The organism is Burkholderia pulmonis, from assembly GCF_984667975.1.
Genome location: NZ_OZ480186.1, coordinates 2,401,878 through 2,416,682 on the forward strand (window position 1 = coordinate 2,401,878; position 14,805 = coordinate 2,416,682).

A 14,805-nucleotide genomic window follows, 5' to 3' on the forward strand; every position below is an offset into this window, starting at 1 on the left:
TCCAAGAGCTATATGGCTTGGCTTCACAGTGTCTTGAGGCGTGCAAGTTCTGGCACGGTCACCCAGAGTTGATTCGGGCCACCCAAGAATGGGTAGCGATGATAGACCGACGCTGGAATGAATTCCGGCACTCCGCGGATCCAGTTGACGAGAGCACTTTTCGTGATTGGGTGCGGGATCAATTAGTCAACGTAGAAAGCTAAACTGCGCGACCCACGCTCGCAGCCGATAGGTTCCGATCGCAATCGCATATAACTGGCCGAACGGCGAACTTCGCGCAGGCACCCTTGGGCCGCTGGTAAACTCGAGCTCAAAGCAACTTTTCCCGGTCACATGAGCATGCAACCCACCGCAGCACCTGCACCCGTCACTCCAATGATGCAGCAGTACCTGCGCATCAAGGCCGACCACCCCGACACGCTCGTCTTCTACCGGATGGGCGACTTCTACGAGTTATTCTTCGAAGACGCGGAAAAGGCCTCACGCCTGCTCGACCTGACCCTCACGCAGCGCGGCGCGTCAGCGGGCACGCCGATCAAGATGGCAGGCGTGCCGCATCACGCGGTCGAGCAGTATCTGGCGAAGCTCGTGAAGATGGGCGAATCGGTCGCGATCTGCGAACAGATCGGCGATCCGGCCACGTCGAAGGGTCCCGTCGAGCGCAAGGTCGTGCGCGTCGTCACGCCCGGCACGCTGACCGACGCCGCGTTGCTGTCCGACAAGAACGACGTGTACCTGCTCGCAATGTGCACGGGCCACAACAAGCGCGGCGTCGCGGTCAATGTCGGCCTCGCGTGGCTGAATCTCGCCAGCGGCGCACTGCGGCTCGCCGAAATCGAACCCGAGCAGCTCGCCGCCGCGCTCGAGCGCATCCGGCCGGCCGAAATCCTGACACCGGACGGTATAACCGACGCCGTACCCGCAGGCGCGGGCGCCAGCAAGCGCGTGCCGGCCTGGCATTTCGACATCGCATCGGGCACACAGCGCCTGTGCGACCAGCTCGATGTGGCGAGCCTCGACGGATTCGGCGCGCATTCGCTGACGAGCGCGTGCGGCGCGGCCGGCGCGCTGCTGCTCTATGCCGCAGCCACGCAAGGCCAGCAACTGCGGCATGTGCGCAGCCTGAAAGTCGAGAACGAAACCGAATACATCGGGCTCGACCCGGCCACGCGCCGCAACCTCGAATTGACCGAGACGCTGCGCGGTACCGAATCGCCCACGCTGTATTCACTGCTCGACACCTGCTGCACGACGATGGGCAGCCGTCTGCTGCGTCACTGGCTGCATCACCCGCCGCGTGCGTCGGTTGCCGCGCAATCGCGCCAGCAGGCAATCGGCGCGCTGCTCGACGCACCGGCAAGCGCGAGCCTCGATGCGCTGCGCAGCGCGTTGCGCCAGATCGCCGACGTCGAACGGATCACCGGTCGCCTCGCACTGCTGTCCGCCCGGCCGCGCGACCTGTCGAGCCTTCGCGATACATTCGCCGCGCTGCCGGCGCTGCGCGAGCGCATCAGTGCGATCGTCGCGAATGCGGATGCGCTCACGCGCGTCGACGCGGCGCTCGCGCCGCCTGCCGAATGCCTCGACCTGCTCACCAGCGCGATTGCGACCGAGCCGGCCGCGATGGTGCGCGACGGCGGCGTGATCGCGCGCGGCTACGATGCCGAGCTCGACGAACTGCGCGACATCTCGGAGAACTGCGGGCAGTTCCTGATCGACCTCGAAGCACGCGAGCGCTCGCGCACCGGCATCGCGAACCTGCGCGTCGAATACAACAAGGTGCACGGCTTCTATATCGAGGTCACGCGCGGCCAGACCGACAAGGTGCCGGACGATTACCGCCGCCGCCAGACGCTGAAGAACGCCGAGCGCTATATCACGCCGGAGCTGAAGACCTTCGAGGACAAGGCGCTGTCCGCACAGGAGCGCGCGCTCGCACGCGAGCGCGCACTGTACGACTCGGTGCTGCAGGCGCTGCTGCCGTTCATTCCCGAGTGCCAGCGCGTCGCATCGGCACTCGCCGAGCTCGACCTGCTCGCCGCCTTCGCCGAACGCGCACGCGCGCTCGACTGGGTCGCACCGAGCTTCACCGACGAGATCGGCATCGACATCGAACAGGGTCGCCATCCGGTCGTCGAAGCGCAGGTCGAGCAGTTCATCGCAAACGACTGCCGGTTCGGCACCGAGCGCAAGCTGCTGCTGATCACCGGCCCGAACATGGGTGGTAAGTCGACGTTCATGCGGCAGACCGCGCTGATCGCGCTGATGGCGTACGTCGGCAGCTACGTGCCGGCGAAGTCGGCCTGCTTCGGCCCGATCGACCGGATCTTCACGCGCATCGGCGCGGCCGACGATCTCGCGGGCGGCCGCTCGACGTTCATGGTCGAGATGACCGAAGCCGCCGCGATCCTCAACGACGCGACACCGCAAAGCCTCGTGCTGATGGACGAGATCGGCCGCGGCACGTCGACGTTCGACGGCCTCGCGCTCGCGTGGGCGATCGCGCGCCACCTGCTGGCGCACAACACGTGCTACACGCTGTTCGCAACGCACTACTTCGAGCTGACGCAACTGCCGGCCGAATTCCCGCAAGCGGCCAACGTCCACCTGTCGGCTGTCGAGCACGGCCACGGCATCGTGTTCCTGCACGCGGTCAACGAAGGCCCGGCGAACCAGAGCTACGGCCTGCAGGTCGCGCAGCTCGCGGGCGTCCCGGCGCCGGTGATCCGTGCCGCACGCAAGCACCTCGCGTATCTCGAGCAGCAGTCGGCATCGCAACACACACCGCAACTCGACCTGTTCAGCGCACCGCCGGCCGCCGTCGACGATCTCGAATGCGCGGACGCGCCGGCGCTGCCCGACACGCCGCATCCGGCGCTCGAAAAACTGCGCGACATCGATCCCGACGATCTCAAGCCGCGCGAAGCACTCGACCTGCTGTACGAACTGCGCACGCTGGTCCGGTCGCACGATGCCGACGGGCACGCGTAAGCACCTGTCGCGGGGCCTGCCGGCCCGTGCCGCCGCCGCGCTTGCCGCGGCGGTGCTCGCACTGGCACAGGCCGGCGCGCTGGCTGCGCCGCCCAAGCGCAGCGCAGCGCCCTACTCGTTCGCGGTCGTGTCGGGCGTCATCAACGTCCCGGCGGACGAGCCGGCCGCGCAGCGGCTGCTCGACGCGATCTCGCGCGAGCGCAACCTCGCCTTCGTCGTCTACGCGGGCGATCTCAAGGGCTCGAAGGAAGCGTGCCGCGACGCGCTGTATTCGCAGCGCGGCGCGATCCTGGATTCGGCACGCGTGCCGCTCGTGTTCGTACCCGGCCACGACGACTGGGTCACGTGCAACACCGCGGCCGACGGCAGCTACGATCCGGTCGAGCGGCTCGATTTCCTGCGGCAGACGCTGCTCGCCGATTCGGCGCTGCCCGATCCCGGCGCACTGCAGATCACGCGGGAGAGCGAAGTCGCACGATTCCGACCGTATCGGGAGAACGCTCGCTGGATGCGCGACGACATCGTCTACGTCGCGCTCAACGTACCAGCGCCGAACAATCACTACCTGACGGCCGGCGGCCGCAACGGCGAGTTCGAGGATCGCATCATCGCGAACGGCTTCTGGATCGACCACGCGGCCGAATATGCAAAGCGTCGCGAGGCGCGCGCGATGGTCGTGATTTTCGAGGGCGATCCGCAGTTCGAACACTACGAACGCTCGGAGCGCTTCGCCTGGCTGCGCTTCAACCGGCCGCGCGTGCGCGACGGCTTCCGGGAACTGAAACGAACGCTGGTGAAGGCGGCGACGACGTTCCGCGGCCCGATACTGGTGATGCACGCGAGCGGTGAACCGCTGGCGAACGGCTTTCTGATCGACCGTCCGCTGCACGCCGACGACGGTGAACTGGTAGGAAACGTGACGCGCGTCGCAATCGGACCGCGCCATCCGGCAAATCAGTGGGTCAGGGTGAGCGTCTCGCCGGCACGACAGACGATCTTCAACGTGAGCCTGCAGGAGGTACCGAAGAACCTGCCCGTGCCGCCTGCGTTGCCGCTCGTGCCGCGCGACGATGTGCCGCTGCCGCAAATGCCGGAAATCCCCGCATTGCCGGCGCTACCCGACTCGTCGTCGGTCGCGCCGCCGCTACAGGGCGACGGCGCCGCCCCGGGCGGCGCGTCGTGGCCGGCACCGCCCCCTGCATCGGGGCCGGCGCCCGGCCTGCCTGCAAGCTCAGTGCAGGGTACGCCCTGACGGCGCCTCGCCGTCTTCGTCATCATCCTCGTCGACGATCTCGAGCCCTTCCGCGCCATGCGCGTGCTCATGCTCGATTTCGTCTTCGGTGGCTTCGCGAACGTCCTTCACGGTGAGCGCGAAACGCAGCGCCATGCCGGCCAGCGGGTGATTGCCGTCAAGCACGACCTTGTCTTCGGCGACGTCGGTAACCGTGTAGATCAGCGAATCGACTTCCTCGTCGCCGTCTTCCGGCGTGCCTTCGAACTGCATGCCCACTTCGAGCGGCTCGGGAAAACGATCGCGCGGCTCGATCTTCACGAGTTCGGGATCGTAGTCGCCGAACGCGTCCTGCGGCTCGAGCTGAACCTGCGCCTGGTAGCCTGCTTCATGGCCGTCGAGCTGTTCCTCGATCTTGGGGAACGTGCCATCATAGCCGCCGTGCAGATAAACCATCGGTTCGTCGCTTTCCTCGATCAGATTGCCCTGTGCATCCGACAGCTTGTAAGTGACCGACACGACGGTGTTTTTTGCGATTTTCATCCAATTCTCCCAAATACAAGTCTCATTATACGATGCGCAACCGGTCCAAAGCCGAACCGCGGGATGCCGCTGCCGCCCCGTTCGGCGCGCCGCCTTCCGATCTTCCCACACCGCTGCTCGGCGGCCTGACGCCGGCGCAATTCATGCGCGACTACTGGCAAAAGAAGCCGCTGCTGATCCGCCAGGCGATGCCCGGCGTCGCGTCGCCGGTCACGCGCGACACGTTGTTCGAGCTGGCAGCCGACTATGACGCCGAATCGCGACTGATCACCCATTCTCGTAACAAGTGGCAACTTTCGCACGGTCCGTTCGAACCCGGCTCGCTGCCTGCCGTCACGCGCAAGTCCTGGACCCTGCTCGTGCAGGGGCTCGACCTGCACGTCGACGCGGCACGCGCGCTGCTCGACCGCTTCCGGTTCATCCCCGACGCGCGCCTGGACGACCTGATGATCTCGTATGCGACGGACGGCGGCGGCGTCGGCCCGCATTTCGATTCGTATGACGTGTTCCTGCTGCAGGTCGAAGGCCGACGCCGCTGGCGCGTCGGTGCGCAGAAGGACCTGTCGCTGCAGCCGGATGTCCCGCTGAAGATCCTCGAGAACTTCGAACCGAGCGACGAATGGGTGCTGGAACCCGGCGACATGCTGTACCTGCCGCCGCACATCGCGCACGACGGCGTCGCCGAAGGCGAATGCATGACCTGCTCGATCGGCTTCCGGGCCCCGTCCGCCGGCGAGCTGGGCGCCCAGTTCCTGTACTACCTCGCGGAGCGCGGCGGCCTGCAGGGCGGGTCCGGCGACGACCTCTACCGCGACCCGAAGCAGCCGGCCGTCGATGCGCCCGCGCAGCTGCCGCCGGCCATGGTCGATCGCGTCGCCGAGATCGTCGACGCGATCCGCTGGCGCAAGCGCGACGTCGCCGAATTCCTCGGCTGCTACCTGAGCGAGCCCAAACCGAACGTCGTTTTCGACCCGCCCGAGCGCCCGCTGTCCGAAACCGCGTTCGTCACGCAAGCGTCACGGCGCGGTGTGTCTCTCGACAGAAGGGCCGCATTGATGTATAACGCGCGCTCGTACTTCATTAATGGCGAGGAAGGACCACTTGAGCAAGTCGATGAATGGCTGCCCGAACTGGCCAATCAACGCCAGATGGAGGCGAAACGGTTTGTAACACTATCCCGGGGTCCCTCAATGACAGCCTTGTTGCACGAGTGGTATCGTGCGGGCTGGATACGGGTCGGAAACCGGAATTAGTGTGAGTCGCCCCGTATGCCCGTACGGATCAAATTCTGTATGGGAAAGACAACGTATTGACCCCGCATTTGTCGACGGTCGATAGGAAAGTGCATATAATTTCCGCCCAAGCCGTAGGGAAGATTCACGCTCTAAGCAGTGCATCTCCACCAGCGGCCCAGGTCGGTGTTGGAGCACATTACCGGTATTGTTTCGCGCTGTTGCTTACCTTTAACCATAAAAGGACGTGATCATGAAGAAATCCCTCCTCGTAGCTTCCCTGTTGGCTGCTGTTGCACTGGCTGCTTGCAACAAGAGCGCTGATCAAGCTGCTTCGTCGGCTGCAAGCGACGCGGCTGCTGCTGCTTCGACGGCTGCTTCGGCAGTTGCTGGTGCTGCGAGCGACGCTTCGGCTGCTGCTTCGTCGGCAACGGCTGCTGCGAGCGACGCTGCTGCTGCAGTGGCGTCGGCTGCTTCGGCAGCGACGGCTGCTCCGGCTTCGGGCGCAAGCCAGTAAGCCTTCAGCATCAGCTGAAAAAAAACCGGCCCGAGGGCCGGTTTTTTTACGTCTGCCGCTTTCGAATCGATTGCACGGCACACGCATCAGGCCGCCGCAGCGGCCCGGCCCCGCTCATCCGAGCGTCAGCCAGTCGAAGCCCGCGTCCTGCGAGGCCACGATCACGTCTTCCCCGTCCGTTCCCAGTACGCCGCCAAACGCCCGGCGCGCCAGTTCCGGCAGGTTGTTCTGCTGGCTCAGGTGAGCCGCGACCAGGTGCTGGAGGCGACTGCGTTCGAGCGACGCGAGGATGTCGGCCGCCGCGTCGTTGCTCAGGTGGCCGTGGTTGCCGCCGATCCGCGCCTTCAGGGACTGCGGATAACGGCTGGCGGCCAGCATCGCGGTATCGTGGTTGGATTCGAGCACCAGCGCGTCACAGCCGCTCAGGACGGCCGTGATGTGCGGCGTGGACATCCCGACGTCGGTCAGCACGCCGAGCCTGCGGCAGCCGTCCATAAAGACGAACTGGAGCGGCTCCCGCGCGTCGTGGGGGACCGTATAGGGCATCACCGCCAGATCGCGTATCGCGGCGGTCTCGTCACCCCACAGCACGTGGAGATCGACGTCGGCCTCGTCGGCCCCGACCGCGCGTGCGGTACCCCAGCTCATGTAGAGCGGGAGCGACGCCCGGCGGGCGAGCGTCAGCGCGCTACCGACGTGGTCGCTGTGTTCGTGGGTAATGAGGATCGCATCGAGATCATCGATGCCGAGATTCAGTCGGCCGAGCCGGCGCTCGACCTCCTTGGCAGAAAAACCGCAGTCGAGCAGCACGCGGGTGGTCGTCGTGCCGCTCGAGGCCTCGACGACCAGCGCGTTGCCTTCGCTGCCGCTTCCGAGGCTGGCGAATCTCACGCGCTCAGTTCAGCTGCGCGTGCAGCAGCGAGATGATCCGCTGCGCGTCCGACGAGTTGTCGACCTGGCCGTTGGCGCCGATCACCGCGACCTGCGTGCCGCCGGTGCCTTGTGCGCGCACGTTGACGAGGTATTCCTTGCCCGGCTTCGCCGCCGACGGGCCGCCGTAGAACAGCTTGCCGAACAGGCCGTCACGCTTGAGCTCTTCCATCGTATTCGCATAGCGCACGGTGTACACGCCCTTCTCGCGGTCGCGATTGTCGACCGCGAAATTGGTGCGGTCGAGCGCCAGGCCCACGCGCAGCCACGCGCGGTCGAACGACTCGGCCAGCTGCAGCGTTGCCGCGCCGCTGCTCGTGTCGGTAACCTGCGCCGGTGCCGTCGCGGGACGCGCATCGGTCAGCAGTTGCTTCGCCTGCGCGTCGGTCAGGCCGAACTTCTGCATCAACTTCGACAGGAACACGGCTTCCAGCACCGGGTTGCGCGGACGCTCTTCCCAGCGCGACGACGTGCCGCCCTGCGGGCCGACCATCATTTCTTCCATCGCGCTATGCGTGATCGAGATGTCGGTGTTGCCATCCGACGTGCGGTTCACGAGCGTGCGGAAGCGGTCGCGGGTGCCCGACGAATACGCGAAATCGATGACCTTGCCGATCGTGCGGCGGAACCAGTCGTCCGGGATGTTCGCGCGGTTTTCGGCCCAGTCGGTAGCCATGATGCCCGTCGACGGCGCGTCGGTCTTCAGCGAGAAGCCGTTCTCCTGCCAGAACTCCTTCAGGATCGGCCACAGCTGCTCGGGTGTACGGCCGTCGACGACGAGCCAGCGGTGATCGCCGTCACGCTCGATGTGCATGCCGAGCGGATCCTGCGCGCTCGGGATGCCGTCGGTCGCGTTGCCGGCCTGCGTCGTGACCCGCGGCGGCAGCGTGCCGAGCCCGGCGTTGGTCGGCGGCGCAACGAACTGCTGCGTCGTCGGCACCGGCTTCAGGTCGCTCGGCACCGCGAGCGGCGGCGCCGAACCGGTGTTCTTGTAGTTGACCCGGTCAGGGGCCAGGTAGTCGTTCAGCGTATCGCAGCCAGCGAGCGCGCCCAGCGCCAGCGCCACCACCGACAGCTGGATGGCGCGAGAGGAAATGGCGAAACGTTTCATGAAATCCTTCGTCTTGCTAGAACGCTCGTCAGGAGCGGCGCCGGACGGAGCCGGCCGGTGCGGGTTGATCAGGGGTCAGCCGGCGGCTGCAGGACGCAGCCGCCTCGGCATCAGAGGACGCCGGCCTCGACGAGGGCCGAACGCACGGCATCGTGGCAGCGCTCGTCGAGCGCCGTGAGCGGCAGCCGGATGCCGCCCTGCATCTTGCCCATCGCCTGCAGCGCCCATTTCACCGGGATCGGGTTCGCCTCGATGAACAGGTTCTTGTGCAGCGACAGCAGCTTCATGTGCAATGCACGGGCCGTCGCGACATCGCCGGCCAGCGCCGCGCGGCACAGGTCGCTCATCGCACGCGGCGCGACGTTCGCCGTCACCGAGATGTTGCCGTGGCCGCCGAGCAGCATCAGCGCGATCGCCGTCGGATCGTCGCCGCTGTAGATCGCGAAATGCTTCGGTGCGGCCTTGATCAGGTGCGCGGCGCGATCGATGTTGCCGGTCGCTTCCTTCACGCCGATGATGCCCGGCACTTCCGCGAGGCGCAGCGTCGTCTCGTTCGCCATGTCCGCAACCGTGCGGCCCGGCACGTTGTACAGGATCACGGGCAGGTCGACCGCTTCGGCGATCGTCCTGAAGTGACGGTACATGCCTTCCTGCGTCGGCTTGTTGTAGTACGGCACGACCTGCAGCGTCGCGTCCGCGCCGACAGCCTTCGCGTGCTTCGTCAGCTCGATCGCCTCGGCGGTCGAATTGCCGCCCGCGCCCGCGATGATCGGGATGCGTTTTGCCGCATGCTCGACCGCCGTGCGGATCATCAGGATGTGCTCTTCGACGTTGAGCGTTGCCGACTCGCCGCTCGTACCGACCACGACCAGCGCATCGGTGCCTTCCGCGATGTGCCAGTCGATCAGTTTGCGAAACGCCGGCAGGTCGAGACTGCCGTCTTCGAGCATCGGGGTGACGATCGCGGGGATGCTGCCGCGGATTTGAATGCCGTCTTGGGTGCCGTTAGCCATGAAACGCGATTGAATGTGTACCGGTAAACGTTGAGATTGTAGCGGATTAGCCGGGCAGTTCGTAACGTGGAATTCCCGCCCCCGCCTTCGGGGTCGCGCCCTCGCGCATCGCGCTGAGACGCTGGACGAACGCCTCGCGCGGCGCAGCGACGAAACCATCCTCGTACGCAACCACCCGCAGGCGGCCGTGCACGGCGTCCAGCAGCTCGCCCGGGGCGAGCAGGAACGCGGGGTTGGACGGTTTGCCGACCGTTTCGTTTCCTTGCGCGAAGGTTTCGTAGATCAGCACGCCGCCCGGCGCCACTGCATCGAGCAGATGGGGCCAGAGCGGACGATGCAGGTAATTCGTGACGATCACGGCCGCAAAGCGCTCGCCGGCCGGCAGCGGCCACGGCGCGCCCTCGATATCGGCCGCGCGGGCATCGACGCCCGGAATCGCGCGCAACGCGGCCAGCGCGGCCGGATCGCGGTCGAGCGCAACGACCGGATGTCCGTGCGACGCGAACCAGCGTGCATGGCGGCCACCGCCCGCAGCGACGTCGAGCACCGCGCCGCCGGCCGGGACGAGCCGCGACCATTGGGCGACCCAGCGCGACGGCTCGGCCTGGGCGACGTGGCTGCCCGCGGCGGCGATGACGGATTCGCTCATGCGCCGGATCAGTTGTACGACAGGCCCATCGCGTCGCGCACGTCGCGCATCGTTTCCGTCGCGTACTTGCGTGCCTTGTCGCAACCGTCCGCGACGATCGCGCGCAGCAGCGACGGATCGTCCATGTACTTCTGTGCACGCTCGAGCATCGGCTGCTGTTCGCGCAGGATGCCTTCGACGACCGGCTGCTTGCAGTCGAGGCAGCCGATGCCCGCCGAGCGGCAGCCCTTCTGCACCCACTCGTGCGTCGTTTCGTCCGTGTAGACCTGGTGCAGCTGCCACACCGGGCACTTGTCGGGGTCGCCCGGATCGGTGCGGCGCACGCGCGCGGGATCGGTCGGCATCGTGCGGACCTTCTTCGTGATCGTCTCCGCGTCTTCGCGCAGGCCGATCGTGTTGCCGTACGACTTGGACATCTTCTGCCCGTCGAGACCCGGCATCCGCGATGCTTCGGTCAGCAGCGCCTGCGGCTCGACCAGGATGATCTTGCGCGCGCCTTCGAGATAGCCGAACAGACGCTCGCGGTCGCTCATCGACAGGCTCTGCGACTCCTGCAGCATCGCGCGCGCCTGCTCGAGCGCCTCGTCGTCGCCTTCCTGCTGATACGCGTTGCGCAACTCGTGATAGAGCTTCGAGCGCTTGCCGCCGAGCTTCTTCGCGGCTTCGAGCGCCTTCTCCTCGAAACCGGGCTCACGACCGTACAGGTAGTTGAAGCGGCGTGCGATCTCGCGCGTCATCTCGACGTGCGGCACCTGGTCCTCGCCGACCGGCACGAGCGAGCCGCGGTACAGCAGGATGTCGGCCGCCATCAGCACCGGGTAGCCGAGGAAGCCGTAGGTGGACAGGTCCTTGTCCTTCAGCTTCTCCATCTGCTCCTTGTAGGTCGGCACGCGTTCGAGCCAGCCGAGCGGCGTGCTCATGCCGAGCAGCAGCGCGAGTTCGGCGTGCTCGGGCACCTTGCTCTGGATGAACAGCGTCGCCTGCGCCGGATCGATGCCGGACGCGAGCCAGTCGATCAGCACGTCCCACACGTTCTTCTCGATGACCTCGGGAGTCTCGTAGTGCGTCGTCAGCGCATGCCAGTCGACGACGCAGAAGAAGCACGGGTACTCGGACTGCAGCTTCACCCAGTTTTTCAGCACGCCGTGGTAATGACCGAGGTGCAGCGACCCGGTAGGTCGCATGCCGGAGAAAATACGTTCTGGGAACATGTTTGTCGTTAGAAAAGCGAAGCGAATGGGGACAGGATGGCACTCAGGACGGCATAGCCGACATTGACGAGCGGGCGCAGCCAGAAGTTCGTCAGCACGCCCGTCGCGACCAGCGCGAGGACGATGATGAAACCGTACGGCTCGATGCGCGACAGCGCGATCGATTGCTTCGTCGGCAGCAGCGCCGCCAGGATGCGGCCGCCGTCGAGCGGCGGCAGCGGAAACAGGTTCAGCACGCCGAGCACGAGGTTCGCGCTGACGCCGGCGAGCGCCATCCGCGTGAAGAACGGCTCGTCGACGCCAACGGCAGGCAGCACCAGGGTGAGCAGGCCCCAGATCAGCGCCTGCACGAAGTTGCAGGCCGGGCCCGCGAGCGCGACCCACAGGCTGCCCCAGCGCGGGTTGCGCAGGTTGCCGAACGAAACCGGCACCGGCTTCGCATAGCCGAACAGGAACGCGCCGCCCGTCAGGAAATACATCGCGAGCGGGATCGCGATCGTGCCGAGCGGGTCGATGTGGCGCATCGGATTGAACGACACGCGCCCCATCACGTAGGCGGTGTTGTCGCCAAGCAGGCGCGCGGCGTAACCGTGGGCGGCCTCGTGCAGCGTGATCGCGAAGATCACGGGCAGCGCGTAGACGGCGATGGTCTGTATCAGGGAAGCATCCATATCGCGTTATTGTAACAAGCGCATTCGCGCAAAATTGGAACGATGCGTTACGCGGCCGAGAGCCCGAACGGTTCGAGCGCGCCACGCCCCGCACGCACGAGTTCCGGCTCGTCGCCGGTCAGGTCGATCACCGTCGACGGTTCGCGCGGGCATGCGCCGCCGTCGATCACGAGGTCGACCTGCTTCTCGAGCCGCGTGCGGATGTCTTCCGGATCGTTCAGCGGTTCGTCGTCCGGCGGCAGGATCAGCGTCGTGCCGAGCAGCGGCTGGCCGAGCGATTCCAGCAGCGCGAGCGTGATCGCGTGATCGGGCACGCGCAGCCCGATCGTCTTGCGCGACGGGTGCGACAGCCGGCGCGGCACTTCCTTCGTCGCCTGCAGGATGAAGACGTACGGGCCCGGCGTCACCGACTTGATCTGCCGGTACTGGCGATTGTCGACCATCGCGAAGTTGGCCAGCTCCGACAGGTCGCGCACGAGCAGCGACAGGTGCTGCTTCTCGTCGAGACCGCGGATCCGGCGCACGCGCTCGACCGCATCCTTGTCGTCGAGATGGCACGCGAGCGCATAGCTCGAATCGGTCGGCATCGCGATCACGCCGCCCTTGCTGACGATCTCCACCGCCTGCTTGATCAGGCGCGGCTGCGGATTATCCGGATGAATCCTGAAGAACTGGGACATGGGGGTACGTAAAGGGGGAGAAGTCGGATGTGCGCATCGGCAGCGACGCGGGCGGCTCGAAGCCGCCCGGCGTCAGAGCCAGCGCTCCCAGACCGGTGTCAGGTCGGGCGGCAACGGCGGCAGGCTGCCGAGCTCGATACGGCCCTCGCCCGGCGCGTGGAAATCCGAGCCGCGCGACACTTCGAAGCCGAAGCGGCGCGCAACCTCCGCGTATTCGCGGTATTGGTCAGGTGTATGGCTGCCCGTGATGACCTCGATCGCGCGGCCGCCGAGATCGATGAACTCGCCAAAGAACGCGTCGAATTCGACGGGCGTATAGCGGTAGCGGCCCGGATGCGCGACCACGGCTTCGCCGCCTGCCGCGCGGATCCAGCCAACCGCGTCGGGCAGCGACGCCCAGCGGTGCGGGACGAAACCGGGCTTGCCGTCGCCGAGCAGGCGGTCGAACACGTCGGAAGTCGATTCGGCGTGGCCGTTCTCGACGAGAAAGCGCGCGAAGTGGGTGCGCGAAATCAGGTCGGGATTCGAGACGTATTTGAGCGCCCCTTCGTACGCGCCGGGGATGCCGAGCGTCGCGAGCTGCTCGCCGATCGCCAGCGCGCGCGCCGCGCGGCCGTGGCGCGTGCGGTACAGGCCGTCCACGAGCGCCGGATTCGCGGGATCGATGTTCAGGCCGACGATGTGCACGGTGCGCGACGCCCACGTGACCGAAATCTCGACGCCGCTCAGGTAGCGCATGCCGAGCGCTTCCGCCTCGCTGCGCGCCGCCGCCTGCCCGCCGATCTCGTCGTGGTCGGTCAGCGCCCACAGGGTCACGCCGCCGGCATGAGCGCGGCGCGCGACGTCGACAGGCGACAGCAACCCGTCGGAAACATTCGAATGGCAGTGGAGATCAGCGTTCATTGTCGGCATGGCAGGTAAGGCTTCATTCTACTGCAACGCGGCAATCGCGCCGCCCGCCTGCCCTGCCGCCGGTGTCGCCCTTACGCGCAGAATGCCTCGATCAGCGCCGCGACCTGCTCCGGCTGGTCGTGATGCACCATGTGGCCGGCGTCGTCGATAAGCTTCTCGCGCCAGTCCGGGAACGCGTCGAAGCGCGCCTTGAATTCCGGCAGCGGAATGTCGCCGGCGATGTACGCAAGCGTCGGCGAATTGACGGCCTCGACGTGCAGCACCTTCGCACGCACCTGCTTCCAGGTGGCCATCACTTCGTCGAGCTGGTACAGCAGCGGGCCCGGCATCTTGTGCGCGGGGTCGGCCAGCAGGTGGTACAAGCCGTCGTCGCCGCGCTTCGACCAGTGCTCGGCAAGGAATGCCGCGCGGCGCGGGGCGAGCCGCGGATTGGTCTTGATCAGGCGTGCCGCCACGTCGTCGAGGGACGCGTACGGCCGCAGCGCGGGCGGCTCGCGCAGCTCGTCCAGCCAGCCGCGCAGCCGGCGCGGCGCCTGTTCGGCGCGTGCCGGCGCGAGCCCGAAGCCCTCGAGGTCGACCACGCGCCGCACGCGCTCCGGCCGGGCCCCGGCGTACAGGCACACGACGTTCGCACCCATGCTGTGCCCGACCAGATTCACTTCGCCGGCCGGCGCGTAGTGATCGACGAGCGCATCGAGGTCGCCCAGGTATTCGGGGAACCAGTAGTGGCCGCCGCCCTGTCGCGCGACCGGCCAGTCGGACAGCCCGAAGCCGCGTGCATCGGGCGCGATCACCTGCCAGTCGCCCGCGAGCGCATCGACGACGAACTGGAACGACGCCGCGACGTCCATCCAGCCGTGCAGCATGAACAGCGTCGGCGCATCGGGCCGGCCCCAGCGCCGCACATGCAGCTTGACGCCGCGGACCGTGACGAAATCGGAAACAGAACTCGACGCACTCATTGCAGCCGCCAGAAAAAAGAATGGTCGTTCGATTATAGCGACGACGCCCCTGTTCCGGCGACCGGCAATCGAGGCCGCGCTCTAGCGGCGCGGCATGCGAAGGTCGGCGGGAAACACGATCGGCCGGGGGCGCGGGCCGCGGCCGGCGGCCA

14 protein-coding genes and 1 pseudogene are annotated in these 14,805 nt (G+C 66.7%); 4 read left to right on the forward strand and 11 right to left on the reverse strand.

Translation table 11 applies throughout. The annotated features are described in order from the left end of the window. Positions 1 to 333 precede the first annotated feature (333 nt). Both mutS and AC5LXK_RS11130 read left to right on the forward strand, forming a co-directional pair. Positions 334 to 2,991, forward strand: a complete 2,658-nt coding sequence (gene mutS, locus AC5LXK_RS11125; RefSeq protein WP_493388878.1) for a DNA mismatch repair protein MutS — start codon at positions 334 to 336, stop codon at positions 2,989 to 2,991. Next, positions 2,972 to 4,243: a hypothetical protein gene (locus tag AC5LXK_RS11130; RefSeq protein ID WP_493388879.1), complete on the forward strand. Its 1,272-nt coding sequence runs from the start codon at positions 2,972 to 2,974 to the stop codon at positions 4,241 to 4,243. Before mutS ends, AC5LXK_RS11130 begins: the two co-directional genes overlap by 20 nt. On the opposite strand, the gene AC5LXK_RS11135 is transcribed toward AC5LXK_RS11130, so the two are convergent. Continuing rightward, complete coding sequence (locus AC5LXK_RS11135) at positions 4,223 to 4,765, reverse strand: FKBP-type peptidyl-prolyl cis-trans isomerase (protein ID WP_493388880.1); 543 nt, start codon at positions 4,763 to 4,765, stop codon at positions 4,223 to 4,225. The two genes, AC5LXK_RS11130 and AC5LXK_RS11135, sit on opposite strands and share 21 nt — an antisense overlap. 32 nt (positions 4,766 to 4,797) lie before the next feature. Here AC5LXK_RS11135 and AC5LXK_RS11140 point away from each other — a divergent pair, with 32 nt between their 5' ends. Further along, entirely contained in the window at positions 4,798 to 6,018 is a 1,221-nt protein-coding gene (locus AC5LXK_RS11140; RefSeq protein ID WP_493388881.1) for a JmjC domain-containing protein, read from the forward strand. A 56-nt stretch (positions 6,019 to 6,074) separates the two neighbouring features. Further along, positions 6,075 to 6,321: pseudogene (locus tag AC5LXK_RS11145) on the forward strand (hypothetical protein). Here the strand turns inward: AC5LXK_RS11145 and AC5LXK_RS11150 are convergent. The 10 genes from AC5LXK_RS11150 to AC5LXK_RS11195 all read right to left on the reverse strand — a co-directional run bounded on the left by AC5LXK_RS11150 (position 6,322) and on the right by AC5LXK_RS11195 (position 14,653). Further along, positions 6,322 to 6,597 (reverse strand): hypothetical protein, encoded by a 276-nt coding sequence (locus tag AC5LXK_RS11150; protein ID WP_493391236.1) that lies wholly within the window; start codon positions 6,595 to 6,597, stop codon positions 6,322 to 6,324. Between the two features lie 31 nt (positions 6,598 to 6,628). Then, the gene (locus AC5LXK_RS11155) at positions 6,629 to 7,405 is read right to left on the reverse strand and encodes an MBL fold metallo-hydrolase (protein WP_493388882.1); all 777 of its coding nucleotides are present in this window, start codon (positions 7,403 to 7,405) and stop codon (positions 6,629 to 6,631) included. A gap of 4 nt (positions 7,406 to 7,409) precedes the next feature. Further along, positions 7,410 to 8,555: an NlpB/DapX family lipoprotein gene (bamC, locus tag AC5LXK_RS11160; protein WP_493388883.1), complete on the reverse strand. Its 1,146-nt coding sequence runs from the start codon at positions 8,553 to 8,555 to the stop codon at positions 7,410 to 7,412. A gap of 110 nt (positions 8,556 to 8,665) precedes the next feature. Next, positions 8,666 to 9,568: a 4-hydroxy-tetrahydrodipicolinate synthase gene (gene dapA / locus AC5LXK_RS11165; protein WP_493388884.1), complete on the reverse strand. Its 903-nt coding sequence runs from the start codon at positions 9,566 to 9,568 to the stop codon at positions 8,666 to 8,668. A 46-nt stretch (positions 9,569 to 9,614) separates the two neighbouring features. Then, entirely contained in the window at positions 9,615 to 10,217 is a 603-nt protein-coding gene (locus AC5LXK_RS11170; RefSeq protein WP_493388885.1) for a class I SAM-dependent methyltransferase, read from the reverse strand. A gap of 8 nt (positions 10,218 to 10,225) precedes the next feature. After that, complete coding sequence (locus AC5LXK_RS11175) at positions 10,226 to 11,428, reverse strand: tryptophan--tRNA ligase (RefSeq protein ID WP_493388886.1); 1,203 nt, start codon at positions 11,426 to 11,428, stop codon at positions 10,226 to 10,228. A gap of 8 nt (positions 11,429 to 11,436) precedes the next feature. Next, positions 11,437 to 12,099: a site-2 protease family protein gene (locus tag AC5LXK_RS11180; protein WP_493388887.1), complete on the reverse strand. Its 663-nt coding sequence runs from the start codon at positions 12,097 to 12,099 to the stop codon at positions 11,437 to 11,439. Positions 12,100 to 12,146: 47 nt separating this feature from the next. Beyond that, the gene (locus tag AC5LXK_RS11185) at positions 12,147 to 12,779 is read right to left on the reverse strand and encodes an L-threonylcarbamoyladenylate synthase (protein ID WP_174918546.1); all 633 of its coding nucleotides are present in this window, start codon (positions 12,777 to 12,779) and stop codon (positions 12,147 to 12,149) included. 72 nt (positions 12,780 to 12,851) lie between these two features. Further along, a complete protein-coding gene (locus AC5LXK_RS11190) occupies positions 12,852 to 13,682 on the reverse strand; it encodes a 3',5'-nucleoside bisphosphate phosphatase (RefSeq protein ID WP_493388888.1) in 831 nt (276 codons plus the stop codon). Between the two features lie 80 nt (positions 13,683 to 13,762). Then, complete coding sequence (locus tag AC5LXK_RS11195; RefSeq protein ID WP_493388889.1) at positions 13,763 to 14,653, reverse strand: alpha/beta fold hydrolase; 891 nt, start codon at positions 14,651 to 14,653, stop codon at positions 13,763 to 13,765. Between the last annotated feature and the right edge of the window lie 152 nt (positions 14,654 to 14,805).